The sequence below is a fragment of the Polaromonas sp. P4_F9 genome (assembly GCF_056401235.1).
On record NZ_JBFUJT010000012.1, the window covers coordinates 68,403 to 94,431 of the forward strand.

General features: G+C 64.8%; 22 protein-coding genes. 8 read left to right on the forward strand and 14 right to left on the reverse strand.

What is annotated here, in order from left to right:
• Positions 1 to 176 precede the first annotated feature (176 nt).
• The gene (locus AC1DUB_RS12550; protein WP_477729757.1) at positions 177 to 2,201 is read left to right on the forward strand and encodes a spermidine synthase; all 2,025 of its coding nucleotides are present in this window, start codon (positions 177 to 179) and stop codon (positions 2,199 to 2,201) included.
• A 111-nt stretch (positions 2,202 to 2,312) separates the two neighbouring features.
• Here AC1DUB_RS12550 and AC1DUB_RS12555 read toward each other — a convergent pair whose 3' ends face one another.
• Together AC1DUB_RS12555 and AC1DUB_RS12560 are read right to left on the reverse strand one after the other, a co-directional pair.
• Positions 2,313 to 2,603, reverse strand: a complete 291-nt coding sequence (locus AC1DUB_RS12555) for a GYD domain-containing protein (protein WP_477729758.1) — start codon at positions 2,601 to 2,603, stop codon at positions 2,313 to 2,315.
• A 265-nt stretch (positions 2,604 to 2,868) separates the two neighbouring features.
• Positions 2,869 to 4,254, reverse strand: a complete 1,386-nt coding sequence (locus AC1DUB_RS12560; RefSeq protein ID WP_011482453.1) for an FAD-binding oxidoreductase — start codon at positions 4,252 to 4,254, stop codon at positions 2,869 to 2,871.
• A 442-nt stretch (positions 4,255 to 4,696) separates the two neighbouring features.
• Here AC1DUB_RS12560 and AC1DUB_RS12565 point away from each other — a divergent pair, with 442 nt between their 5' ends.
• The gene (locus tag AC1DUB_RS12565; protein ID WP_477729759.1) at positions 4,697 to 5,281 is read left to right on the forward strand and encodes an alpha/beta fold hydrolase; all 585 of its coding nucleotides are present in this window, start codon (positions 4,697 to 4,699) and stop codon (positions 5,279 to 5,281) included.
• A gap of 55 nt (positions 5,282 to 5,336) precedes the next feature.
• Here AC1DUB_RS12565 and dcd read toward each other — a convergent pair whose 3' ends face one another.
• The 11 genes from dcd to AC1DUB_RS12620 form a co-directional block, all read right to left on the reverse strand.
• Positions 5,337 to 5,903: a dCTP deaminase gene (dcd, locus tag AC1DUB_RS12570; protein ID WP_305634601.1), complete on the reverse strand. Its 567-nt coding sequence runs from the start codon at positions 5,901 to 5,903 to the stop codon at positions 5,337 to 5,339.
• A 145-nt stretch (positions 5,904 to 6,048) separates the two neighbouring features.
• Positions 6,049 to 7,362, reverse strand: coding sequence for a guanine deaminase (guaD, locus tag AC1DUB_RS12575; RefSeq protein ID WP_477729760.1), 1,314 nt, complete (start codon positions 7,360 to 7,362; stop codon positions 6,049 to 6,051).
• A 55-nt stretch (positions 7,363 to 7,417) separates the two neighbouring features.
• A complete protein-coding gene (locus AC1DUB_RS12580) occupies positions 7,418 to 7,801 on the reverse strand; it encodes a 6-pyruvoyl trahydropterin synthase family protein (RefSeq protein WP_477729761.1) in 384 nt (127 codons plus the stop codon).
• Complete coding sequence (gene queE, locus AC1DUB_RS12585) at positions 7,798 to 8,433, reverse strand: 7-carboxy-7-deazaguanine synthase (RefSeq protein WP_477729762.1); 636 nt, start codon at positions 8,431 to 8,433, stop codon at positions 7,798 to 7,800. Before queE ends, AC1DUB_RS12580 begins: the two co-directional genes overlap by 4 nt.
• A 342-nt stretch (positions 8,434 to 8,775) precedes the next feature.
• A complete protein-coding gene (locus AC1DUB_RS12590; protein WP_477729763.1) occupies positions 8,776 to 10,035 on the reverse strand; it encodes a YbfB/YjiJ family MFS transporter in 1,260 nt (419 codons plus the stop codon).
• Between the two features lie 63 nt (positions 10,036 to 10,098).
• The gene (locus AC1DUB_RS12595) at positions 10,099 to 11,139 is read right to left on the reverse strand and encodes an adenosine deaminase (protein WP_477729764.1); all 1,041 of its coding nucleotides are present in this window, start codon (positions 11,137 to 11,139) and stop codon (positions 10,099 to 10,101) included.
• A 170-nt stretch (positions 11,140 to 11,309) separates the two neighbouring features.
• Positions 11,310 to 12,470, reverse strand: a complete 1,161-nt coding sequence (locus AC1DUB_RS12600; RefSeq protein ID WP_477721803.1) for a BMP family ABC transporter substrate-binding protein — start codon at positions 12,468 to 12,470, stop codon at positions 11,310 to 11,312.
• Between the two features lie 66 nt (positions 12,471 to 12,536).
• Positions 12,537 to 13,457: an ABC transporter permease gene (locus tag AC1DUB_RS12605; RefSeq protein ID WP_477729765.1), complete on the reverse strand. Its 921-nt coding sequence runs from the start codon at positions 13,455 to 13,457 to the stop codon at positions 12,537 to 12,539.
• The gene (locus tag AC1DUB_RS12610) at positions 13,457 to 14,569 is read right to left on the reverse strand and encodes an ABC transporter permease (RefSeq protein ID WP_477729766.1); all 1,113 of its coding nucleotides are present in this window, start codon (positions 14,567 to 14,569) and stop codon (positions 13,457 to 13,459) included. Before AC1DUB_RS12610 ends, AC1DUB_RS12605 begins: the two co-directional genes overlap by 1 nt.
• Entirely contained in the window at positions 14,556 to 16,103 is a 1,548-nt protein-coding gene (locus AC1DUB_RS12615) for an ABC transporter ATP-binding protein (protein ID WP_477729820.1), read from the reverse strand. The genes AC1DUB_RS12610 and AC1DUB_RS12615 overlap by 14 nt, the downstream gene beginning before the upstream one ends.
• 125 nt (positions 16,104 to 16,228) lie before the next feature.
• Positions 16,229 to 17,170 (reverse strand): LysR family transcriptional regulator, encoded by a 942-nt coding sequence (locus AC1DUB_RS12620; protein ID WP_477717942.1) that lies wholly within the window; start codon positions 17,168 to 17,170, stop codon positions 16,229 to 16,231.
• An 81-nt stretch (positions 17,171 to 17,251) separates the two neighbouring features.
• On the opposite strand from AC1DUB_RS12620, the gene AC1DUB_RS12625 reads away from it, so the two are divergent.
• Together AC1DUB_RS12625 and xdhB are read left to right on the forward strand one after the other, a co-directional pair.
• Entirely contained in the window at positions 17,252 to 18,943 is a 1,692-nt protein-coding gene (locus AC1DUB_RS12625) for a xanthine dehydrogenase small subunit (RefSeq protein WP_477729767.1), read from the forward strand.
• Entirely contained in the window at positions 18,940 to 21,324 is a 2,385-nt protein-coding gene (gene xdhB / locus AC1DUB_RS12630; protein WP_477729768.1) for a xanthine dehydrogenase molybdopterin binding subunit, read from the forward strand. Before AC1DUB_RS12625 ends, xdhB begins: the two co-directional genes overlap by 4 nt.
• On the opposite strand, the gene AC1DUB_RS12635 is transcribed toward xdhB, so the two are convergent.
• Positions 21,288 to 22,157, reverse strand: a complete 870-nt coding sequence (locus tag AC1DUB_RS12635) for a LysR family transcriptional regulator (protein WP_477729769.1) — start codon at positions 22,155 to 22,157, stop codon at positions 21,288 to 21,290. The genes xdhB and AC1DUB_RS12635 overlap by 37 nt on opposite strands.
• Positions 22,158 to 22,265: 108 nt before the next feature.
• Between AC1DUB_RS12635 and AC1DUB_RS12640 the strand changes: the two genes are divergently transcribed.
• The 4 genes from AC1DUB_RS12640 (at position 22,266) to AC1DUB_RS12655 (ending at position 25,890) form a co-directional block, all read left to right on the forward strand.
• Entirely contained in the window at positions 22,266 to 23,288 is a 1,023-nt protein-coding gene (locus AC1DUB_RS12640; protein ID WP_477729770.1) for a Bug family tripartite tricarboxylate transporter substrate binding protein, read from the forward strand.
• Positions 23,289 to 23,313: 25 nt separating this feature from the next.
• Positions 23,314 to 24,189: a polysaccharide deacetylase family protein gene (locus tag AC1DUB_RS12645; RefSeq protein WP_477729771.1), complete on the forward strand. Its 876-nt coding sequence runs from the start codon at positions 23,314 to 23,316 to the stop codon at positions 24,187 to 24,189.
• A 44-nt stretch (positions 24,190 to 24,233) separates the two neighbouring features.
• Entirely contained in the window at positions 24,234 to 25,016 is a 783-nt protein-coding gene (hpaH, locus tag AC1DUB_RS12650; RefSeq protein WP_477729772.1) for a 2-oxo-hept-4-ene-1,7-dioate hydratase, read from the forward strand.
• Positions 25,017 to 25,116: 100 nt separating this feature from the next.
• Positions 25,117 to 25,890: an aldolase/citrate lyase family protein gene (locus AC1DUB_RS12655; protein ID WP_477729773.1), complete on the forward strand. Its 774-nt coding sequence runs from the start codon at positions 25,117 to 25,119 to the stop codon at positions 25,888 to 25,890.
• Positions 25,891 to 26,029 lie beyond the last annotated feature (139 nt).

Here is a 26,029-nt window from a genome sequence, read left to right on the forward strand (position 1 = left end):
CTGCGAATCCTCTGTGAATGATAGTGAGCCTTCTTCGTGCTGACTACAGCTTGACCACGGCTTGACTACAGCTGGCAATCATTGTCAGGACCGACCAAACCCGGCAATTGACCACAACGGCCAGACCCACAGATACTCGGGGGCAGGAGCGCAGCCTGACGCTGCCTGCCTGTCACATGCCTTTATTTGCCACAACGGTATTCCTGTCGGCCTTCCTGCTGTTCCAGATCCAACCCATCGTGGGCAAGCTGATCTTGCCCTGGTTTGGCGGATCGTCATCGGTCTGGAGCACCTGCATCGTCTTTTTCCAGGCCGAGCTGCTGCTGGGTTACGCCTATGTGCACTGGCTGCACGAGAAGCTGCCCGGGCGGCGGCAGGCGATGGTGCATGCGGGCCTGCTGCTGCTGAGCCTGGCTACGCTGCCCGTGGTGGCCGATCCCGCCTGGAAGGGCACGGCGCTGGCCCATCCGGGCCTGAGCGTGCTGGCCGTGCTGGCCACGGCAGTGGGGGCGCCGTACCTGTTGCTGTCAACCACCGGGCCGCTGATGCAGGCCTGGTACGCGCGCTCGCATTCGGCGTCGCTCACTACGGCACGGCCCTACCGGCTGTATGCGCTGTCGAACCTGGCCTCGATGCTGGGCCTGCTGTCTTACCCGGTGCTGATTGAACCGCTGTTGCCCGTCGGGGCACAGCTCCAGTCCTGGTCGGCCGCCTATGCCGTGTTTGTGGTGGCCTGCGTGGCCACCGCGGTGCTGGCATGGCACCGCATGGCGCCGCCAGCCATCACCCAACCGGCCTCGCTGGCGGCAACCCCTCCGCCGGGGTGGCGGGAATGCCTGCTGTGGATCGGCCTGTCGGCCACGCCGTCTATCCTGTTGCTGGCCATGACGCGCCACCTGACACAGGATGTGGCGCCGGTGCCCTTCCTGTGGGTGTTGCCGCTGAGCATCTATTTGCTGAGCTTCATCCTGTGCTTCGATGCACCGCGCTACTACGTGCGGCCAGCGTTTCTGGCCGCGCTGCCGCTGGCCTTGCTGGCGATGGACAGCGTGCTCGGCAACGGCATGGAGGTTCCGCTCCTGGTTGGGCTGCTCTGCGCCTGCCTGTTCGTCTTCTGCATGGTCTGCCATGGTGAACTGGTCAGGCGCAAGCCGCCGGTGCGGCACCTGACGCTGTTCTACCTGATGCTTTCGGTGGGCGGGGCGCTGGGTGGCTTGCTGGTCGGTCTGGTGGCGCCAGCGATTTTCACCGCCTACTTCGAGTTGCCGCTGGGACTGTTCCTGTGTGCGGCCCTGGTGGTGACGGTGCTCTGGCGCGAGCTGCGTCCCGTCTGGCGCGGGCTGCTGCTGGTGGCGCTGCTGGGCTATGGCTGGCGGCTCGGCGACATCTCGCAGGAGTACGTTCAGGGCTACCGGCGCGTGGTGCGCAACTTCTACAGCCAGTTGCGCGTGCAGGACAGCACCGATGCCGCGCTGGGGCCGCAGCGCACCATGCTGCATGGCCGCATCAACCACGGAGAGCAATACACCGCGCTGGCGCACCGGCGCCAGCCGACGGCCTACTACTGCGAGAACTCAGGCATTGGCCGGGCCATCCGTGCGCTGCCGCAGGCGCAGCCGCTCAAGCTCGGGGTGGTCGGGCTCGGGGCCGGCACGCTGTCGGTCTATGGGCGCGCGGGCGACGAGATGCGCATCTACGAGATCAACGAGCAGGTGCTCGACCTCGCCCGCAGCGAGTTCAGCTACCTGGCCGACACCCCCGCACGCATCGTGCCGGTGCTCGGCGACGGGCGGCTGATGCTGGAGCGCGAGACACCGCAGCAGTTCGACCTGCTGGCCATGGATGCCTTTTCAGGCGACTCGATCCCGACGCACCTGCTGACCCTCGAAGCGATACAGACCTACCTGGGCCATCTGAAGCCCGAAGGACTGCTTGCCATCCATATCACCAACCATTACCTGGACCTGCGGCCGGTGATGGCGGCCGCAGCGCAGCACTTTGGCAAAGCCGCGCTGCTCTATGAGCTGGAGCCGAAAGACAGCGATGCCTATTGCCGCCACTCGATCTGGGTGCTGTTCATGCGCCCGGAAAGCGCGGCCAGCCTGCCGGCCGGGCTGCAGGGGGGTGAACGGCTGTTACCCCGCCCCGGTTTCGCCCCCTGGACCGACAGCTTCTCAAACCTGCTCGGGATTCTGAAATAAGCCAAGGCCCTGCCTGCGGCCTCGGCCAATCGTCGCGCTCGGTGGCTCAAGGGCTCAGCCAAGGCTCCTGCCGGACCCATGCGTCGCTGAGCATCACCGCGGCAACGCTTTTCAGGGCAAACCGGCGAGCAGCTTGCGCATTTCGGCAACCGTGAATCCGCGCAGCGTCTGCGTGCGGACATTCCCCAGGCTGGCGGTTTGCAGGCTCAAGGCCATGAGAGCGTCTTCGGAGCCCTCGGTAACAAGTACCAGGTCGTAAGCGCCCAGTGTCCAGTGAACACTTTTCACCGTGACGCCTTTGCTTTCGGCCGCAGTCTTGAAAGCCTCGAAGCGGTCTGGTGAACCCTTGATCGTGCGGGCGCCCTGGTCAGTGAAATTCATCAATGTGATGTATGCAGGCATTGCCGTTCTCCTTGCTGTATTGAATGCGTGGATAAACCTGCGGTCGCTTGGGTATTGCCGATGCGCCGAGGAAGACCGCCATTGCCTCGGCCTCAGAGTACAAACCCTTTGCCAACCAAAACTATAGACTCCGCCGGCGCAAAAGCAAGCGATGCAGCGCCTTTTTCAGCACTTCCCAGCCAACCCGCAACGCAGGGCCGATGCGCCGACGCCGGATGGCGCGTACTTCTGATGCGCCACGCGGCGTGGATAGCAGTGCCAAGAATCAGGCGGGCTTAATATTCTGGTTCGTGCTGAAGAGGTTCGTAGGGTCATACTTGCGCTTGATCTGGGCAAGGCGATCGTAGTTCTGGCCATAGGCAGCTTTCACGCGATCACCCTCGTCAGCAGTAAGGAAATTGACGTAAACGCCGCCGCTGGCGAAGGGTGCAGATGCCTTGAAATAGTCGCGTGCCCAGCCTATGCAGCGCTCATCGTCGGCCGGATCGGTCCAACGGCCGTGGACGTTCATCACAAACCGGGCGTCACGGTGGGCGTACGCGGACGAATCAGGCGCTGGCCGCATCGTTGCGCCGCCGATGGCGCCAAAGAAAATCTCGCACTGGGGCGACGGCAGCTTCTTGATGTACTCAATGACGGCTTCGAACAGCCCGTCGTCGAGCACCGAGAAATTGTGCGACTTCCAGTAATTGCGTGCGCCGGGGGTGAGCAGCGGGTCGAAAGCCTGTTGCCAGGCGGTGTACGGTTGCACGCCGACGTGCTCTCCCAGGGGAGTGCCGAACTTGCGCAGCGGCTCGATAAGCGACTCACCTTGCTTGGGGTCACCCGCGTAGAGCAACGCCAGCGCAATGATCTCCTTGCCGTGGACCTTTTCGGAGAGGAAGGGCAGAGGCGGCGCCTGGCGCAGGACGACCCATACCGAGAGTTCGTCCGGCGCCTTCGCCATGAATTCGCGGTACTGCTGCAGCACCGCCTTCGCCTCGGAAAGCGGGTAAACAATCAGGCCGCTCAGAACGTTCGGTCCGACAGGGTGGAGTCGAAACTCAAAGCGGGTAACAACGCCGAAATTGCCGCTACCGCCCCGCAGCGCCCAGAAGAGGTCGGGGTGTTCGGTCGCGCTGGCGCGCACCACCTCGCCGGCTGCGGTGACCACCTCGGCAGACTCAAGGTTGTCAATGGTCATGCCGTATTTGCGACTGAGCCAGCCGAAGCCGCCGCCGAGCGTCAGACCCGCGACACCGGTGGTGGAGTTGATGCCGAGCGGTAGGGCCAGGCCGTGAGCCTGGGTAGCGGCATCGAAGTCCGCGAGCGTGGCGCCGCCCTCGATAGTTCCCCGGAGCGAACCGGCATCAACGTGCGCGGCCTTCATCTGCGAGAGGTCAATGATGATACCGTCGTCGCACAACGCACTGCCCGCTATGTTGTGCCCGCCGCCACGAACGGCGAGCACGAGGCCGTTATCCTTCGCGAAGTTCACCGCGCCAACGACGTCCGACGTGGTGGCGCAGCGCGCAATCAGCGCTGGATGCTTGTCGATCGTCGCGTTCCAGACTTTGCGGGCGCTTTCGTAAAGATCGTCGTCGGGGAGAATCACTTGCCCCTTGAAATTTCCTTTTAGCGCCTCGATCCTGGTGGCTTGCAATTTGGTCATGGCTTACTCCCTGGTTGTACTGTGGGGCTGGCGGCGCCCGACTCACAATAGCGGTTTTGGCGACTCCGAACATCTTCCCCATGCGGCACCTGTCGCCCTGATATGGCACCGGGGATTCCTTGCAAACCCGCCTGCAGCCTGGAGTTGTGGCAATGCGCTGCATAAATGAGCAGCCATCACGGCTCCAGAAAAAATCAGCACGCTAATTTTTCAACTCACGCGGCGGGAATCAATAGCTTGAAAAATTTGCCCCCCGTAACTTCTAGCACCAACATTCGCACCTCGCAAGAGTTGCAAGTCATACGGGCGTAACCCTTACCATTATTTACACCCCGTACTCGGGGTGCCCACAGGTAGCGTCCCCTGTCTTTCTTTATCAACAAATCCTTACGCCCGTGGCAAGCAGCGAATCGATTCGCCGCAGGAAATCGAGAAAGCCAGATTGCTGCTGGAGCTGACTCAATTGGGGTGGGTTCAGGAAAAACATGCGTTCCCGCAGGTTTGGGCCACCGCGTTCCAGCTCGGCGGCACGTTGGAGCATTTGCGTTCGTGGCGTGAAATGCAGCGCATCAGCACGTCGGCGGAGACGGCGGTGGCACTGAGCCGTGTGTCTTTCGGCGTCGACGTACGCGCAACGGTGCCCCGGATTGCATGCCCGACACTCGTGATTCACGCCGATCGGGATGCGGTAGTTCCGATCGAGGAAGGGCGGATTGTTGCCTCGCTGATTGCCGATGCACGCTTCATTCAGCTCGATAGCGACAACCATATGCTGCTGCCGGCAGAGCCGGCCTGGGCGCGATTTCTCTCGGAGCTCCGCGGCTTCCTGCCCGAGGGCATCAACTACCGGAGCGCATCAGGCGAGCAGCTACGTCTCGCCGCAATCACATCACGCGCATCTTTGACAAACTGTCGGTGCAGACCCGGGCGCAGGCGCTTGTGCTGGCGCGCGAGGCCGGGTCTGGCCAGGAGCGCCAGGCCTCGACGCACTGAACCTGGACGGCGGGCCCCCGGCGCCGTGCCATGAACGGGGAGTCGCCGTTGTGCCAGGCCCACCCGGGGCGAGCGCATCAAATGGCCTGTCAGGCCTTGGGCAGCGTCACCCCATGCTGGCCCTGGTACTTGCCGCCGCGGTCCTTGTAGCTGGTCTCGCACACTTCGTCGCTCTCGAAGAACAGGACCTGCGCGCAGCCTTCGCCCGCGTAAATTTTGGCGGGCAGCGGTGTGGTGTTGGAGAATTCCAGCGTCACATAGCCTTCCCACTCGGGCTCAAACGGCGTGACGTTGACAATAATGCCGCAGCGGGCGTAAGTGCTTTTGCCCAGACAGATGGTCAGCACGTTGCGCGGGATGCGGAAATACTCCAGCGTGCGGGCCAGCGCAAAGCTGTTGGGCGGGATGATGCAGCTGTCGCCATGGAAGTCGACAAAGCTTTTTTCATCGAAGTTTTTCGGGTCCACCACCGTGCTGTGGATGTTGGTGAACACCTTGAACTCGGGGGCGCACCGGATGTCATAGCCGTAGCTTGAAGTGCCGTAGCTGATGATCTTCTTGCCGTCGGCCTCGCGGATCTGGCCGGGCTCGAAGGGCTCGATCATGCCCGTGCTTTCCGCCATCCGGCGTATCCATTTGTCGCTTTTGATGCTCATTGGGGAGATTCCTTGGGTTGGCTAGATTGTAGGCAAGCCATGGCCGGCCCCAGCCGGCGCAAGTCACCATGAGTTTGATGGTTTCCCGGACCCGCTTTTCATGGACATGGGCCAGGAGCCGATTTCGCCCCTCAAAACCAGCCGGTCAGGCTGATTCCGCCTGCGAAATCACGGTTTTCTCGATCAGCCGGTCATCGCCCAGCACGATCAGGGAAAACAGCAACTCGTCCAGGTTGCCGGCCTGCCCGGTTTTGCGGGCCAGCAGCGGCGTGGCTTGCGGGTTGAGCACGACAAAGTCGGCCTCGCAGCCGGGCAGCAGGTTGCCCACCACGCCCTGCAGGCCCAGCGCCCGGGCCGCACCGGCGGTGTGTTGCCACCACAGGTGCTGGGGCTTGAGCGACACGCCCGCTTTGGACTGCCCCTCACGCCCGACGTAATACGCCGCCAGCATGGTGTGAAAGGGGCTGAAACTGGTGCCACCGCCCACATCGCTGGCCAGGCCATACAGAAAGCCTGCGCGGTCGGCGCCGGCATGGTCAAAGAAGCCGCTGCCGAGGAACAGGTTGCTGGTAGGGCTCACCGCTGCGGCGGTGCCGGTGCTGCGCATCAGGACGCGGTCCTCGTCGTCGAGGTGAATGCAGTGCGCATAGACGGCGCGCGGCCTGAGCAGGCCGAAGTCCTCATACACGCTCAGGTAGCTGCGCGCCTGGGGATAGAGCTGGCGCACCCAGGCGACTTCATCCCTGTTTTCCGCCACGTGCGACTGAATCCACACATCCGGGTATTGCGCGGCCAGTTCGCCGGCGCCGCGCAGCTGGGCCTCGCTGCAACTGGGCACAAAGCGCGGCGTGATGGCGTAGCCCAGCCGGTCCACGCCATGCCATTTTTCAATCAGAGCTTCGGTATCGATCAGGCTTTGCCGGGTCTCGTCCCGCACGCCATCGGGCGCATTCTGATCCATCAGCACCTTGCCGGCGATCATGCGCAGGCTGTGCCGTTGCGCTTCACCCAGCAGCGCGTTGACCGATGCAGGGTGCGAGGTGGCAAAGGCCAGCGCCGTCGTCACGCCGTGGCGCAGCAGTTCCGCGATGAAAAAAGTCGCCGCTTCCGCACTGTATTCGGGCGCCGAAAAGCGTTTTTCATGCGGAAAGGTGTAGTTCTCCAGCCAGGGCAGCAGGCCCTCGGCGGGCGAGCCGATCACGTCGATCTGGGGATAGTGGATGTGCATGTCCACAAAGCCCGGCGCAATGATGCGGCCCGGCAGGTGTTCGATCTGCAGGCCGGGGTACTGGCTCTGTGCCTGGGAGGCGAGTTGCTGGTAGCTGCCAATGGCCTGCACCACCTGCCGGCCCGCTGCGTCGGGGCCCACCACCAGCAGGCCGTCCTGCTCGAACGCAGCCTGGCCCGGCAGGCTGTCGGGTGCGGCAAAGTACAGGAGGCTGGCGCGATAGGCTTTCATGCCCGCAAGGTTACCGCAGCGCCGGCCGCGGTGCATATGCCGCGCCGGATGAGCACTATCTGGCCGGCGCCCCGGGCCCCCCGCGCAGCGTGCAGCTGTCACCGACCGACTCGCGCCAGACGCGAACCGCCGCCAGTGACGGCAGGGCCGGCGCCAGCTGGCGCCAGATAAAGGCGCACAGGTTTTCCAGGGTGGCCGGGCCCAGGCCCGCGATGTCGTCGAGCATGTGGTGATCCAGCTGGGGGCGCAGCTGCTCGATGGCCCGGCGTACCAGCCCCAGGTCCACCACCATGCCGGTCCGCGCGTCGGGCTGACCGGAGAGCGTGACCTCAGCGTTGTAGGTATGCCCGTGCACACGGCGGCTGCTGTCGGCCTCGACCTCGCGCCTGAGCGTGTGGGCCGCATCAAAAAAGAACTTCTGGCTGATTTCGTAGCTCATCGTATGCCCGTGATCTTGTGGGTCTGCAGGCTCAGCCGCCAGGCGGGCCGCTGCATGCACAGGGAAATGCCGGCCTGGGTGTTGTCGGCGCGCCGGGCGTTGTCCATGGGCTGCAGAAAGCGGTGCGTGAAGCGGGCCGCCTCCAGCTCGGACAGCTCGAAGCCGGCCTGCGGCCACACCACCTTGAGCTCCTGGCCTTCCCGCTGTATCCATGGGGCGCCGGCCTTGGGGCTGACGCAAATCCAGTCAATGCCGGCGGGCGCGGCAATCGTGCCGTTGGTCTCCACCGCGATCTGGAAGCCGCGCGCATGCAGGGCTGCGATCAGTGCCGCATCGACCTGCAGCAGCGGCTCGCCGCCGGTCATGACCACCAGGCGGTGTTCGCGGTCATCCGCGGGCCACTGGGCTTCAATCAGGCGCGCCAGTGCATCGGCGTCGGCAAACTTGCCGCCCAGCGTGCCGTCGGTGCCGACGAAATCCGTGTCGCAAAACTGGCAGACCGCCGTGGCGCGGTCCTGCTCGCGGCCGGACCAGAGRTTGCAGCCGGCAAAGCGGCAAAACACGGCCGGACGCCCGGCATTGGCGCCTTCGCCCTGCAGGGTGTAGAAAATCTCTTTGACCTGGTAGCTCATGCGGCCCTCCGGAACGAGGGAGGGGGCGGCAGGGAGCAAGCGCGAGAAATGGAAGAAATGGGAGAAATAAAGCTGGCGGCCACGCGCGTCGACATGACAGTGGCTGCGAGGTTTTTATACATGGTAGTCCTCTACATGGCCCCGGAACACAGTAAACACGAAACACCAGCACGCCGGGACAGCATGCTGGCAGCCTGTGATTTTAACGCGTGAAGCCGGACGGCGCCTTGTCAGCCGGTAAAGCCCGCCTCAACAGGGGAATGGGCGCCAGCGCCGGCACCGCAGCAGGCGCGGCGGCAGGCGCCCTCGTCGTCCTGACCCTCGCTCGATACAGGGCCGGGTTCACGCCGGCCGGGGGTAGGCCCTGCTCATCCAGCCGTAGATGGCCGCGCCGGCCAGCAGCGTGGTGGCCGCGATTTCCAGCGACAACGTGAAGCCTTGACCCGGGTTGCGGGTGTGCCTGAGCAGCACGGCCACCAGCGGCGGCCCCAGAGTCTGCCCCACACCGTAGGTGGCGGTGAGCAGGCCCATGAAACTGGCCGCGGTGACGGGGCGCAGGCGGCGAACCTCCTGCATCGCGAAGAAAGTGATCGCCGTGAACGGCAGGCCGAGCAGCAGGCTGCCGCCGGCAAAACCGGCCAGGCTGGGACTCCAGATACTGGCTGCAATGCCAAGTGCCTGCGTGACATAGCAGCCCGCCAGCAAGAGACGAAAGTCGATGCGGGGCGAAATGCGCGTGGCCAGCAGCGCACCCACCATCACCCCCAGCCCGAAGATGGGCCAGAACAGGTCCAGCCAGGCCGATCCCGGCAGCGCGGTGCGGGCAATCACCGGCAAAAACGTGGCGGTGATGATGTAGCCGAAGCCCGCCAGCCCGTAGGCCAGCGTCAACAGCACCATCTCACCCCGGCCGTGCCGGACCGGCGTGTCGCCGGATGAGCCGGTCGCGCGCGCGCCCAGTGCCACCAGACGCTCGTCGCCCCCCCGCAGGATGCGCCATACCATGGCCGCCAGCCCAAAAGCCAGCACGCCAAAAATGGCCCATCCGGTCGCGGCCGTCCAGTGCCAGGCCACCATGCCGCTGGCGAACACGCCGCTCACCACAATGCCCGCGCCCGGACCGGCGTAAATCAGGCCCCCCAGCGCCGGCACGCCGAGCCGGGCCAGCCGCGACAGGCACCAGCCCGAGGTGAACACAAACACCACCGCGCTGGTCACGCCGGCGGCGAAGCGCAGCGCCGGCCAAGCCGCAGGCTGCTGCCAGGCCATGGCGAGGGTCAGCGCACCGGTGGCCACCAGCCCGACGCGCACCAGGGACACATAGGCCAGCGACGGCAAGCCCTGGAATCGGGCCCACAGCCAGGGCTGCAGCGTGCACAGCAAGGCGCCCAGCATGTAGCCGAAGTAGTTGGCGCTGGCGAGCCAGCTGGCCGATGGCAGATCGATGACGCCGTCGTTCAGCATCATGGGCAGGAGCGGCGTGAAGGCAAAGCGGCCTATGCCCATGGCCACGGCCAGCGACACCAGCCCGGCCAGGGCGATGGCCTTGGGGCCGGGCGATGCAGGCGTCCGCTGCGGCTGCGGCTGCGGCATCAGCGCCATGCCTGGAAATTCATCATTGACAGCATCATCGAAGCCTCTCGCCGGGCCGGCGCAGCGACCCGCTCATTGAAAGGTTTCAAAGGCTTCGTCCAGACGTTGGATCAGGGCCTGTCGGGCAGGTGCGTCGATAAAACTGGCCTCAAAGCCGTTGCGGGCCAGTGTGTAGGCGTGCCCCGCATTCAAGTCCACCGCGGCAAAGGTTTGCGTGAAGTTGTCGTTCATGTAGCCGCCAAAATAAGCCGGGTCATCCGAATTGATGGTGGCCACCAGCCCCGCATCCAGCAACGTGCGCAGGTTGTGACTGGCCAGGTCGGGAAACACGCACAGCTTGAGATTGGACAGCGGACACACCGTGAGCGGAATGCGGTCCTGGGCCAGGCGCCGCATCAGGGCCGCGTCTTTGCTGGACTGCACGCCATGGTCGACCCGCTCCACCTTGAGCAAGTCCAGGGCCGTCCAGACATAGGCGGGCGGCCCTTCTTCGCCGGCGTGCGCGACCAGGTGAAAACCCAGCTCACGGCAACGGGCAAACACGCGGGCAAACTTTTCGGGCGGGTTGCCCACTTCGCCGGAGTCCAGCCCGACACCGATGAATTTGTCACGGTAAGGCAATGCCTGCTCCAGCGTTTCAAACGCCTCCTGTTCGCTGAGGTGGCGCAGGAAACACAGGATCAGCGTGGCGCTGATACCGAGTTCGGCCCCGGCATCGACGCAAGCGCGGTGCAGGCCGTTGATGACGGCGTCCATGCCGACGCCGCGGGCCGTGTGCGTCTGCGGGTCGAAGAACAGCTCGGCATGGACCACGTTGTCTTGTGCCGCCCGCAGCAGGTAGGCGCGCGCCATGTCGTAGAAGTCCTGCTCTTTCAGCAGCACGCTGGCGCCGGCGTAATAGATGTCGAGAAAGCTCTGCAGGTTGGTGAAGGCATAGGCGCTGCGCAGCTCGTCCACGCTGCGGTACGGAATCGCCACGCCATTGCGCTGCGCCAGCGCAAAAATCAGCTCGGGCTCCAGCGAGCCCTCGATGTGGATATGCAGCTCGGCCTTGGGCATTTTCCGGAGCAGCTCGGGCAGGCGGTCGGCAGATACAGGTTTAGCTAGATGCATGGTCAGCTCCAAAAGAAAAAGCTGCACTAGGCAGCCGAGGCATGATGTTTTGTTCCTTTCCCGCTGGGGGAGGCCGGGATGGGACCGCTCGCGGTGCACACAGCAGTAGCAGTAGTTGCGCCGCGGCCCTCACCCCTACCCTCTCCCAGAGGGAGAGGGAGTCAAAAGACTCAGTTACCGGGAACCTTGCCTTCCACGCCCTTGACGTAGGTCTTCAGGCCACCCAGGAACTTGTCGTCAGCCACCACGTCCTTGCCCAGCAATTCCTTGCCGGTGTTGTCCATGATCGGGCCCTTCCAGATGGCAAAGCTGCCGTCCTTGAGGCCGGCCTTGATTTCGTCGATGCGCTTTTTGGTTTCGGCGGGCACGTCCTCGGCGATGGACACCATATCGATCGCGCCTTCCTTCACGCCCCACCAGATCTTGTCCGGCGAAGTCTGCCACTTGCCTTCCAGCGCGTCGCGGGTGGCCTTGATGTAGTACGGACCCCAGTTGATGATGGCGGAACCGAGGTGGGCCTTGGGGCCGTAGGCCGTCATGTCGGAATCCCAGCCGAAGGCGCGCTTGCCCTTTTCCTGGGCGGTCTTGAGCACGGCGGGCGAGTCGGTGTTCTGGAACAGCACGTCTGCGCCGCCATTGATCAGGGACGTCGCAGCCTCGGTTTCCTTGCCGGGGTTGAACCACTCGTTGACCCAGACCACCTTGGTCTTGATCTTGGGGTTGGAGCTCTGTGCACCCAGCGTGAAGCTGTTGATGTTGCGCACCACTTCAGGAATCGGCACCGAGCCGACCACGCCCAGCGTGTTGGACTTGGTCATCTTGCCGGCGATCACGCCGGCCATGTAGGCGCCTTCGTAGGTGCGGCTGTCATAGGTGCGCATGTTCTCGGCGGTTTTGTAGCCGGTGGCATGCTCGAACTTGATGCCCTTGTTGTCGGCCGCCACCTTGAGCATGGACTCCATGTAGCCGAAGGTGGTGCCGAAGATCAGCTTGTTGCCTTCACCGGCCAGGTCGCGGATCACGCGCTCGGCATCGGCCGACTCGGGAACGCTTTCCACAAACTTGGTGACCACCTTGTCGCCGAATTCCTTTTCGACCGCCTTGCGCCCGTTGTCATGCGCAAAAGACCAGCCGCCGTCGCCCACCGGCCCCACATAGGCAAACGCTATTTTCAGCGGCTCGGCCTTGGCTGGAGCCGGCGCCGAAGCCGCGGGGGCGGGCGCAGGTGCGGGTACAGGCTCATCCTTTTTGCCGCAACCTGCCAGGGCCATGGCAGCCACTGCGGATGTCGCAGCCAGTTGGAGCAAGGAACGTTTTTTCAGGTCAGTCATGTCGTCTCCTGTAGCGACGGGTTTGCAAAAAAAGGCCATTATGAGCCCGGAAATGAGTCCGAAAAATCAGGACCCAGGGTAAAACGGTTTGCCAATGGAGCCCGGCATGTTCACGCGTATCCACTGGGGGTTGCGTGAAATCAGTGCCAGCACCACGATGGTAGCCAGGTAAGGCAACATGCTCAGGAACTGGCTGGGAACATTCACCCCCGCGCCCTGCAGGTGGAACTGCAGCATGGTCACGCCGCCAAACAGGTAAGCCCCAAGCAAAACCCGGGCCGGGCGCCAGGTGGCAAAGGTGGTCAGTGCCAGCGCGATCCAGCCCCGGCCGGCCACCATGCCTTCAACCCACAGCGGGGTGTAGACCGTGGAAATGTAGGCCCCGGCAAGGCCGCACAGGGCACCGCCCGCAACCACCGCCGCCAGGCGGATGCGCCGCACCGGGTAGCCCAGCGCATGGGCCGACTCGGGCGATTCGCCCACCGCCCTGAGCACCAGGCCGGCGCGTGTACGGTAGAGAAACCAGATCAAGCCAAACGCCAGCGCAATGGTCAGGTAGACCAGGGGGTGCTGGCGAAACAGCGCCGGCCCCAGCACCGGAAGATCGCTGAGCACCGGAAGCTCCAGCGGTGTGCGCTCGGGCAACTTGGCCTGCACGTAGGGGATGCCGGCAAAAGCCGAGAAGCCCACGCCGAAAAGACTGAGCGCCAGCCCGGTGGCGTACTGGTTGGTATTGAGCCAGATCACCAGCACGCCAAAGATGGCCGCCAGCACGGCCCCGGCCGCCATGCCCGCGGCAAAACCCAGCCAGGTATTGCCGGTGTGCACCACGGTGGCAAAACCGGCAATCGCCGCGCACAACAGCATGCCTTCGGCGCCCAGGTTGACGATGCCGGCCTTTTCGTTGATCAGCAGGCCCAGCCCGGCAATGGCCAGAACCGTGCCCGCGCTGAGCGTGGCGGCAAACAGCAGTGCATAAGACTCCATCAGTGCGCCTCCCGGGGGGTTGTTTGCGGGATGACGGGAACGGGCGCCTGACGCGCAGCCCTGACGAATTTGATGCGGTAGGCGATCAGCGTGTCAGCCGCCAGCAGCGTGAACAGCAGCAGGCCCTGGAAGACGCCGGTGAGCGATTTGGGCAGCCCCAGCCGCGACTGGGCCAGCTCGCCGCCGATGTAGAACATGCTCATCAACAGGGCCGAGAAGACCATGCCCACCGGATGCAGCCGCCCGACGAAAGCCACGATGATGGCGGCAAAGCCATAACCCACGGGGACATGAGGCGTGAGCTGGCCGATAGGCCCGGCCACCTCCAGCGCACCGGCCAGGCCGGCCGCACCGCCCGAGGCCAGAAGAGCCACCCACAAAGCCTTGCGCGAGGAAAAGCCGGCATAGCGCGCCGCCGCCGGCGCCAGGCCACCGACCTGCAAGGCAAAGCCGGCTCGGGTACGAAACAAAAACACCCACAAGGCGGCCACGCCCAGCAGCGCCAGCAGCAGCCCGATGCTCACGCGCGAGCCCTGCATCAGCCGGGGAATCTGCGTGACGGCCTCGAAATTTTTCGTCTGCGGAAAGTTATAACCAGCCGGGTCCTTCCAGGGCCCGTAAACGAGGTAGCCGAGCACCAGCACCGCCACGTAAACCAGCATCAGGCTGACCAGGATTTCGTTCGCATTGAAACGGTCCCGCAGCAAGGCCGTGAGCGCCGCCCAGGCCATGCCGCCGGCCACCCCGGCCAGCAGAATGGCCACCACAATCCAGCTGCCGGTGGTTTTGTCGGCCAGCAAGGCCATGCCACCGGCTGCCACGGCGCCCATCACAAACTGCCCTTCGGCGCCGATATTCCAGACGTTGGAGCGAAAGCACACCGCCAGGCCCAGCGCAATGATCAGCAGCGGCGTGGCCTTGACCATCAGCTCGCCGAGCGCATAAGGCGTTTTGATGGGGTCCCAGAAGAACACCAGCAAACCCTTGACCGGGTCCTTGCCCAGCGCCGTGAACATCAGCACGCCAATCACCACCGTCACCAGCAGGGCCAGCAGTGGCGAGGCATAGCTCCAGAACTTCGAAGTCTGGGGTCTGGCTTCAAGCCGCAGCATGTGGAACTCCTTTTTCCGTTTGGGCACCCTGATCCCAAAGCCCGCTCATCCACTGCCCCACCCGCTCCACCGTCGCGTCGGCGCGCCGCAGCGAGGGCGAGAGGTGCCCTTTGGCCATGACGTAGAGGCGGTCACAGATTTCGAACAGCTCTTCCAGCTCTTCGCTGATCACCAGCACGGCACAGCCGCTGTCGCGCAGTTTCAAAATCTCGCCACGAATTTGCGCTGCGGCCCCGACGTCAACACCCCAGGTCGGCTGCGAGACGATCAACAGGCTGGGCTTGGCCTCAATCTCGCGGCCGACAATGAATTTCTGCAGGTTGCCGCCCGACAGCGACATCGCCGCGGCATTGGCTCCGTTGGCTTTCACGTTGTAGCGCCCGATGATGCCCTCGGCCTGCGCCTGCAAACCGGCCAGGTGAATCCAGCCCCCCGCCTTCACGGCATCGCCCCGCGTCAGCAGCAGGTTGTGCGCCAGCCCCAGCGTGGGCACGGCGCCACGCCCCAGCCGCTCCTCGGGCACAAAGTTCAGGCCCAGCTCGCGGCGCTGCATCGGGCCCAGCCTTCCGGCGTCCTGGTTTCTGACCAGGATGGTGCCCGCGGCAGCCCGCGTGTCTTCGCCGGACAGGGCGTACAGCAGTTCTTTTTGCCCGTTGCCCGACACACCGGCAATGCCGACCACCTCGCCGGCACAGACCTGCAGGGCGACCCGCTGCAAGTCCACGCCGAATTGCTCCTCACGGGCCAGGCTCAGCCCGCGCACGTCGAGCACGGTCGCACCGACCTGCACCTCGCGGTGCTCCAGGGCCGGCGGCTCGGCGCCAATCATCAGGCGGCTCAGCGAGGCATTGGACTCCAGGCGCGGATCGCAGACCCCCGAGACGCGCCCGCCGCGCAGCACGGTGCAGGCGGTACAGAGCGCGCGGATTTCATGGAGCTTGTGGCTGATGTACAAAATGCTGCAGCCCTGCTCCGCCAGCCGGCGCAGCGTGATGAACAGGCTCTCCACCGCCTGCGGCGTCAGCACCGAGGTGGGCTCGTCCAGGATCAACAGTTTGGGATGGGTCAGCAATGCCCGCACGATCTCCACGCGCTGGCGCTCGCCCACGCTCAGGGTGTGCACGGGCCGCGTCGGGTCGAGTTCCAGTCCGTAGGCCTGCGTCGTTTGCGTGATGCGCTGCGACACCTCGGCCAGGCGCAGCTTGTCCAGCCCGAGCCAGACGTTTTCGGCCACCGTCAGCGTATCGAACAGGCTGAAATGCTGAAACACCATGCTGATGCCCAATGCACGCGCCTCGTGCGGGTTGCGCACCAGCACCGGCTGGCCGTCCACCACCACGCTGCCGGCGTCGGGCTTGACCGAGCCGTAGATGATTTTCATCAGGGTGGATTTGCCGGCACCGTTTTCACCCAGCACGGCATGGATCTCGCCGGGCTGCACCGTCAGCGCAATGTCGCTGTTGGCCAGCACGCCGGGGTAGCGCTTGGTGATGCCCGCAAGCTGCAGCCGGGGTGGCGCGCCCCCGCCCGCCATGCCGCTGCTTTCGGTGGGATTGTCAGTGACAGTAGGTGAAGCAGTCATTGTCTTGGGTTGTCTGATTTGAGGATGTTGCAGGCCTGTCACCATTGATTGATGCGTACTAAATGCTATTCTTTTTGCTATTCTTTTCGGAGCGAAGTAGCCACTGACTTGACGCGCTCGCGCAGCCATTTGGCGGCATTGGAGGCATGCGTGCGTTCGTGCCAGAGCTGGTAGTACATCATGCGGGGAAACTCGATCGGGCACGGCAGTATTTTGACCGGCAGCAGCCCGGCAAACCGCTCGCAGTACTGCCGGCCGGTCGTCATGATCAGCAAGCTCGATGCCACCATGGAGGGCATCAGGCCAAAGTGAGGGCAGCGCACCGTGATGTTGCGCTGCAGCCCGAGTGTGTCCAGGTGCTCGTCGATCACGCCCTTGGCGCCCGGGTGCGTGGCCATCGGTGCAATGTGCTCGGCCTCCAGCCAGTTCGCGACGTGCGCCGCGCTCCAGCCGCGGCGCACGGCTGGATGGTCTTTGGCGACCAGGCACACCACCTCGTCGCCAAACAGCCGCCCCATGTGCAGGTCATCGGGCGGCGCGGCCCAGTTGCCGATCACGATGTCCACCTGCCCCTGCGCCAGGTGGGCGCGGTAGTCGGACTCGGCCGTGAGCGGATGGATTTCAATGTGGCAGCGTGGCGCCTGCGTCTTGATTTGCGCCACCAGCTGCGGCAGGAACAGGGGATCGAGGTAGTCGCTGGCCGCTAGGCGGAAGGTGGTTTCGGCGGTGGCCGGCTCAAACCCCTTGGCGTTGCTGAACAGCATGCTGGATGCGCGAAGAATGCTGGCCGAGGGCTCGATCATGCGCAGGCCGGCATCGGTGGGCACCATGCCGGCGCCCGAGCGCACAAGAATCGGGTCGCCAGCCAGCTCGCGCAGGCGTTTGAGCGCCGCGCTGACAGCGGGTTGGTACATTCCCAGGCGCATGGCGGCGCGTGATACGCTGCGTTCAGTAAGCACGGTATTCAAGACCCTGATGAGGTGGAGGTCTATCTTGTCGAAAAGCGCCTGATCTTTCATACGCTCTTGCCCATGCGCGTGATATGCGCTTTTGTATGCCGACTGTGGACTGACTGTTTTACCCTGAAACTCATGTCTAGCATGGCCATCCGATCTGACACCCAGAACACTGTCAAGCCCATCCGGTTCATCCGGCGTGGTGAAGTGGTAACGCTTGCCAATGTACCACCCAGCCGCACCCTGCTGGAGGTACTGCGCGAAGACCTCGCCTGCACCGGCACCAAGGAAGGCTGCGGCGAAGGCGACTGCGGCGCCTGCACCGTGGTGCTGGGCGAGGCCGACGGCAAAACCATCCGCTACCGCGCCATCAACAGCTGCATCCGGCTGGCGCATTCAATTGACGGCCTGGCGCTGTGGACGGTGGAAGATATTGCCCCCACGCTTTTCACTTCGCCTTCGGCTTCGTGTAATGCGCTGCCCCCCGAGGGGGCGCTGCGCCTGCGGCCCGGCAAAGCCGGTTCCGCGGCCCCTACTGGCGAAGAAGAAAGGGGTGAACCAACACTACACCCCGCGCAAGAGGCCATGGTCCAGTGCCACGGTTCCCAATGCGGCTTCTGCACCCCCGGCTTTGTCATGAGCCTGTTCGGCATGTACCAGAACCATGTGTGCCAGGGCGAACCCATCACGCGGGAGCTGGCGCAGGAAGAACTCTCGGGCAATCTGTGCCGCTGCACCGGCTACCGGCCCATTCTCGACGCCGCGCAAGCCATGGACGCGCTCCCGAAGGTGGCCATTGACGAAACCGCCCTGCTACAAAAACTGAAACAACTGGCGCCCTCGTCGTCCCGGCCAGGCGCCGATTTCGCTTACGAATCGCCGTCCACCCTGGCAGCGCTGCTGCAGGCGCGGGCCGCGCACCCCAAGGCGCAACTGGTGGCCGGCTGCACCGACGTGGGCCTGTGGGTGACCAAGCAGCACCAGCAGCTCCGCCAGGTACTCGACGTCACCAGGGTGCAGGAACTGCGCCGCATTGAAGACTACCCGCAGCACATCGCCATAGGCGCCGCGGTGACGCTGGCCGATGCCTATGCCGCGCTGGCGAAAGACCGGCCCCAGCTGCACACCTTTGCCGCACGCTTTGCCGGCCTGCCGGTGCGCAACGCGGGCACCTTGGGCGGCAATGTCGCCAATGGCTCGCCGATTGGCGACTCCATGCCGCTGCTGATTGCGCTGGGCGCCAATGTCGTGCTGATGAATGTGCACGGCCACCGCGAGATGCCGCTGGAGCAGCTCTACACCGGCTATCGCCAGACCGTGATGGCCTCGGATGAAGTGCTGGCCTGGATCAAGGTGCCGCGGCCGGGGAGCCCTCACCCTAACCCTCTCCCAGGGGGAGAGGGGATTGAAGAAAAAGACGGTATTGCTCCCTCGCCCTTCTGGGGAGAGGGTTGGGGTGAGGGGCAGGAGTTGCTTCGCGTCTACAAAATCTCCAAGCGCTACGACGACGACATCTCCGCGGTCTGCCTGGCCCTGAACCTGCGCATCGACAAGGGCATCGTGACCAGCGCGTCGATAGGCGCGGGCGGTGTCGCCGCAACGCCGGTGCGCGCCGTCAAGACCGAGGCAGCGCTGCTCGGCCAGGTATGGACTGCCGAGACGGTGCAACAAGCCATGACCACCTTGCGCGCCGAGTTCTCGCCGATCTCGGACATGCGTGCTTCCGCCGCCTATCGCAGCACGGTACTGGGCAACCTGCTGCAGCGCTACTGGCTCGAAAGCCAGGGCTTACGGCAGATCAACCTGGAATCCTTCCGGCTGGAGGAGACGGCATGAACGCCCCCGAAGCACTGCCGGTTCATGCGGCCGCCGGACGCCCGCACTTTCATGAAAGTGCCCGTGCGCAGGTGGCCGGTTCAGCCCTTTATGTCGACGACATTCCCGAAGTCAAGGGCACGCTGTTTGCGGCGCCCATCCTGTCGACCGTGGCCCACGGCAAACTGCTGGGAGTCGATGCTGGCGCCGCGCTGGCCATGCCTGGCGTGCGCGGTGTGGTGCTGGCCGGCGACATCCCGGGCGACCCGCTGCTCCCCACGTTCGGGCAAGACGAGCCCGTGCTGGCGACGACCAGGGTCGAGCACATCGGCCAGGTGATCGGTGTGGTCGTGGCCGACACCGTGATGCAGGCCCGCCGCGCGGCGCGCAAGGTTCAACTCACCATAGAAGCGCTGCCGCCGGTGCTCGATGTCCGGGACGCGCTGGCAGCACAAAGCTTTGTCTTGCCGCCCGTGGTCGTCAAGCGCGGCGATGCCGAGGCCGCGCTGGCAGCGGCGCCACACACCCTCCGTGGCTCGTTCGAAGTGGGTGGGCAGGAGCATTTTTATCTCGAAGGCCAGGTGGCCTATGCGCTGCCGCAGGAACAGAACCAGTGGCTGATTTATTCCAGCACGCAGCACCCCGGCGAAGCCCAGCACTGGGTATCGCACGCGCTGGGCATTGACAGCCACGCCGTGCGCGTCGAGTGCCGCCGCATGGGCGGCGGGTTTGGCGGCAAGGAAACCCAAAGCGGCCACATGGCGGTGTGGGCGGCGCTTGCGGCCCACAAACTCGGGCGGCCCGTCAAGCTGCGCATGGACCGCGACGACGACTTCCTGGTCACCGGCAAACGCCATCCGTTTGCCTATGACTACACGGTCGGCTTTGACGACAGCGGCCGCCTGTGCGGCCTCAAGCTCACGATGGCCGTGAATTGCGGCTTCAGCGCCGACCTCAGCGGCCCGGTGGCTGACCGCGCGATTTTTCACGCCGACAACGCCTACTTTCTCGAAGACGTGGCGATCACGTCCTACCGCTGCAAGACCAATATGCAGAGCAACACGGCGTTTCGCGGTTTTGGCGGGCCGCAAGGCATGATCGCGATCGAAACCATCCTGGGCGATATTGCCCGGACGCTGGGGCTGGATCCGCTCGATGTGCGCAAGCGCAACCTGTACAGCGACGAGATCGTCGCACCGAAGACCGACACCACGCCCGAAAGACGCCGGGACACCACCCACTACGGCATGCAGGTCGAAGACAACATCCTGCACCCCCTGCTGTCCAGGCTGGAGCAGACTGCGCACTATCGCCAGCGGCGTGAAGCCATGGCTGCATGGAATGCGCAAAGTCCGGTGATCAAGCGCGGCATCGCCATCACGCCCGTCAAGTTCGGCATCTCGTTCACCGCCACCCTGTTCAACCAGGCCGGCGCGCTGGTGCATGTGTACACCGACGGCAGCGTGCAGGTGAACCATGGCGGCACCGAGATGGGCCAGGGCCTGAACACCAAGGTCGCGCAAATCGTGGCCGACGAACTCGGCGTGGCGTTTGAGCAGGTGCTGGCCACGGCGAGCGACACCAGCAAAATCCCCAACGCCTCGGCCACCGCCGCATCCGCCGGCACCGACCTCAATGCCAGGGCGGCTCAGTACGCCGCCCGCCAGGTGCGTGACAACCTGGCGCAGTGGGTGGCCGGGCTGGACCGCTGCGATGTGGGGGCGGTGCGTTTTGCAGGCGGCGAAGTCACGACACCGGCCCGCACGCGTGCGTTCACCGAGGTGGCCAAGCTCGCGCATGCCAACCGCATCCAGCTCTGGAGCGACGGCTTTTACCGCACGCCCAAAATCCATTACGACAAAACCACGCTGACCGGCCGGCCGTTTTACTACTTCGCCTATGGCGCGGCATGCACCGAAGTCGCCATCGACACCCTGACCGGTGAAAGCCGCGTGCTGAAAGTCGACATCCTGCACGACGTGGGCACCAGCATCAACCCGGCGATCGACATCGGGCAGATCGAGGGCGGTTTTGTGCAGGGCATGGGCTGGCTCACCACTGAGCAGCTGGTGTGGAATGACCAGGGCGCGCTGTCGACCCACGCCCCCAGCACCTACAAGATCCCGGCCACCGGTGACGTTCCCGAACACTTCAACATCGCACTGTGGCCCGAGCCCAACCGCGAAGACAACGTGTTCGGCAGCAAGGCCGTGGGCGAGCCGCCGCTGATGCTGGCGATCAGTGTGTATGAGGCCTTGCGCGATGCGATCGCCTCAGTCCGGCCGGACCGGACCGTCGTGCTGCAGGCGCCGGCCACGCCCGAGCATGTGCTGGCGGCGCTTGACCGCCCTGCCGATATCCCTGCTCACATCTTCATGTCGAGGAAACCCCGCAAGGTTTGAGACGTGTTGCCGACATGCCAGGCCAGGAAGAACTCGGTTTTCGCCCGGGTCCCGCGCAGCGCCCGGTACAAAACATTCTGCATCTGCAGCCCCTGCATCGATTCGGGAACGATGGCAATGCCGACGCCCGCCGCCACCAGCCCCACCACGGTCGACATCGGGTAGGCCTCTTGCACGATGCGCGGTGAAAAGCCCGCGGCCTCGCACATCTTGCGCAGCTGTTCGTGGATCGCGGGCGCCTCGCTGCGGCTGAAGAATACGAAGTCCTCCTCCGCCAGCGACTGCAGCATGACCCTGTCCTGCCCCGCCAGCCGGTGATGCGCCGGCAGCGCGGCCATGAAGCCTTCCTTGAACAGGCTGCGCGTGGCCAGCCAGGGCTCGGTGACGGACTGGCGAATGATGCCGACGTCGATCTCGCTGTTTTTGAGCATGACGGTTTGCCGGGCCACCGTGAGCTGCTGCACGGACACCGCCACGTGGGGATAGAGCTGCCGGTATTGGCTTAACAGGGCAGGCACCGAGGTGTAAATGGTGGAGCCCACAAACCCGATGCGCAACGAGCCGGTTTCTCCGCGGCTGGCGCGGCCGACGACCTCGGGAATGCCCGCCGACAGCGCCAGCAGGCGGCGCGCTTCCTCCAGCAGCGCCTGGCCCGCCTGCGTCAGGGCCACCTCATGCGAGGAACGGATCAGCAAGACCGCCCCCAGTTCCTGTTCGAGCCTGGCGATCTGGCGGCTCAGGGGCGGCTGTGAAATGTGTACCCGCAAGGCGGCACGGCTAAAGCTCAGCTCTTCGGCCACGGCCACGAAGTAAGACAGTTGGCGCAAGTCCATGAATACCTTTCTGGTATAGCCAATGACTTTATTATGCATTGGACAGCAATAAAGGCGGGGCATAGCATCCACTCCATGACGACTGCTTCTTCTGCTTCTGGAGACAAAATGACCCCTCACCTTCCCCCCGGTTCCGGCCGGCGCCGCCTGCTCTCGCACAGCCTGAAGCTCGCCGCCCTGGCGCTGGCCTTGTCGGCCGCCTGGGCACCGCCCGCAACCGCCCAGGCGGCTTACCCGTCCAAACCCATCAAGCTGATTGCACCTTTTGCCGCGGGTGGCGCGGCCGACACGGTGGCGCGCATCCTGGCGCCCAAGCTGTCCGAATCCCTGGGCCAGCCCATCATCATTGAAAACCGCGCCGGCGCGAGCGGCGCCATTGGTTCGGCCTATGTCGCGGCGGCAGCGCCGGACGGCTACACCCTGCTGATCAACCTGGGCCCGCCGCACCAGACCGTGCAGTTCTTTACCAAGGGAATCAAGTACGACCCCGTCAAGGACTTCACCGCCATTTCGCACGTGGCCACCGCGCCGCAGTCGCTGGTAGTGCCCGCGTCCTCGCCGATCAAGTCGGTGGCCGATTTCGTCGCGGCGGCCAAGGGTTCGGCCAAGGGCCTGTCCTATGCGACCTCCGGTTCGGGGACCTCGCAGCACCTGGCCGGCCTGCTGCTGGCGAGTTCGCAAAAACTCGCGCTGACGCACGTCGGCTACCGTGGCGGCGCGCCGGCCCTGACCGACGTCGTCGGCGCGCAGATAGACGCCGGCCTGCTGGTGCTGTCCAACACCCTGCCTTACATCCAGGCCGGAAAACTCCGCGCGCTCGGCGTGGTGGAAAGCCACCGCTCCAAATCGGCCCCCAACATCCCGACGCTGGCCGAAGGCGGCCTCACGGGCTTTTCGGTGCCCGACACCTGGGTGGGCGTCATGGGGCCAGCCGGCCTTCCCGCACCCATCGTGCAGCGGCTCAATGCCGACATCCTCAAGATCCTCCGCAATCCGGACGTCAAGGCGCAACTGCAGCAAAACGGCTATGACGCCGTCGAAGCCTCGCCCGAAGAGTTCGCCAGGCTGCTGGCCGACAGCACGCAGGTCTACAAGTCCATCGTCCAGAAAGCCGGCATCACGCCCGAATGAATTGAACCAGGAAACCAACGACAAAATGACAACCCAACCAGCCACCACCCCCGCAGGCCGCAGGGCCAGCGCCGCCTTTCCCCGGATGACGGTCGTACTGACCTTCCTGATGGAGAACTGGTCCGTCGGCAAGGCGCCGCCCTATTCGCCCATGACCAGCCCGCCCAAAGCGGGCGAGATTGACCGGGCCGGCATTCTCTGGGCCAACTACGGCGGGCGCTCCGGCATCGCCAGGCTGATGCGAATCGCCGAACGCCACGGCGTGTCGGGAACGGTCTGCGTGAACGCGCGCTCGGCGGAGCTGTTTCCCGAGACGGTCAGGCACATCGTGAAGTCGGGCTTTGAGCTGGGCGGCCACAACTACGCGCAGGATGAGGTGCTGTCCGGCCTGAACGAGGCCGACGAACGCGCGCTGATCCAGAAAAGCCTGCGCATCCTGCAGGAAGTCTCTAGCGTGCGCCCCACCGGCTGGCTGAGCTCCACCATCGCGACCACCGACCGCACGGCCGACCTGCTGAGCCAGGAAGGTCTGCTCTGGCACGGCGACTACAACGACATCGACCAGCCGCACCAGGTGGCCACAAAGTCCGGCCGCATCGTGGCGATTCCGCACAGCGACTACGCCGACAACCGCGTGCTGCGCGGCGCGCCGGACGACTGGTACCACTGCTACAAGGACATGTTCGACTACCTCTACCGCCAGGAATCGGGCTCGCTCATCAACATCACCATGCACGGCAACTTCGGCGGCCGGCCCCTGATGTCGGCACAGCTGGACAAACTGCTGACCTACATGCTGGCCCATGACGAGGTCTGGATGCCGCGGCATGACGAGCTGGCCCACTGGGTCAACGAGCACGGCATAGCCGAAACGCCCTTCATCCAGCGCTTTGCGGCCTGAGCCGGCTCCCGCCCGCGTAACACCACCGACAGGACACCCGAGACATGATCACCGAGATTGAACACCGGCAGGCCGCGGACGCGCTGCTGGAAGCCGGCCGCACCCGCCAACCAATACGCCAGGTCAGCCAGACCTGGCCCGCGATGGAAATTGAGGACGCCTATGCCATCCAGAAGCTCTGGGCGGACAGCAAGGTCGCACAGGGCGCGCGCATCGTCGGCCACAAGATCGGCCTGACCTCGCGCGCGATGCAGATGGCCTCGAAGATGACTGAGCCCGACTACGGCATGCTGATGGACGACATGCTGTACACCGACGGCGCCCGCATCCCGGCCAGCAGCTTTCACGCGCCGCGCCTGGAAGTGGAGCTGGCTTTTGTGCTGGGCCGGCCGCTGGGCGGCAAGAACGTCACCATCTATGACGTGCTGGACGCCACGGCCTATGTGACGCCCGCGCTGGAAATCATCGACTACCGCACCGACGTGCCGCGCGCGATTTGCGACACCATCGCCGACAACGCGGCAGCGGCGGCCATGGTGACGGGCGGGCGTGTCGTCAAGCCCATGGACGTCGACCTGCGATGGGTCAGCGCGACGCTGTCCAAAAACGGCGTCATCGAAGAGTCCGGCGTTTCCGCCGCCGTCATGGGGCACCCCGCCATGGGCATCGTCTGGCTGGCCAACAAACTGGCGCTGCACGGCATCACGATGCAGGCGGGCCACATCCTGCTGGCGGGCTCGTTCACGCGGCCCACGCCGGTCGCCGCGGGCGACACCATCCATGCCGACTTCGGCCCATTGGGCTCCATCGGCGTTTCTTTCAGCTAGGCACCGCTCTAAACTGGCCTCCGGGCGTGCGGATTCGTTTCACCGCTCGGCCATAACGCGAGCAATAGCGCACGCACTCATCAAGCAACAAGGCGGAACCATGGAATTGCCAGTCAACCAATTCAAGAAAATGCTGCTGGGCGGCCATCAGCAGATAGGCCTGTGGTGCACGCTCTCCAGCCCCTACGGCGTCGAGCTGCTGGCCGGCTCCGGCTTCGAATGGCTGCTGCTGGACACCGAGCATTCCCCCAGTGACGTCACCAACGTGCTGGCCCAGCTCCAGGCCGTCGCGCCCTACCCGGTTTCCGCCGTGGTGCGGCCCGCCTGGAACGACCCGGTGCTGATCAAGCGCTACCTCGACATAGGCGCGCAGACCCTCTTGATCCCCTATGTGCAGAACGCCGAGGAAGCCAGGCGGGCCGTGCAGAGCATCACCTACCCGAGCGGCGGCATGCGCGGCGTCTCCGCGCTGACGCGGGCCTCGCGCTTCGGCCGTGTTCCGAACTACGCCAAAACCTGCCGCGACGAGCTGTGCCTGCTGGTGCAGATTGAAACCCTGGAAGCGCTCGACAATCTCGAAGCGATTGCGGCCGTCGACGGCGTGGACGGCATCTTCATAGGCCCGGGCGACCTGGCGGCCAGCATGGGCTACCTCAGCGAGCAGGGCAACCCGGCTGTTGTCGCGAAGATCGAAGAAGCCATCCAGCGCATCGTGAAATGCAACAAACCCGCCGGCATCCTGACGGGCGACGAGGCCTTTGCCCAGCGCTGCATCTCGCTGGGGACCACCTTTACCGCGGTGGGCGTGGACGTGGGGCTGTTGGCCCGGTCCACCTCGCAACTGCGGCAGCGCTTCGGCGGTGGCAAGGCCTGAGCCAGGGCGTTCCGTGGGTTTCGCGTGAGCAGCTGCGCTGGCCGGGATTTGTTTTCTCCCTCTCCCTCTGGGAGAGGGCGGGGGCTGAACGCTGCGGCTCCAGATGCGCCTGCGCGCATCTGGACAGCGTGAAGAAGTC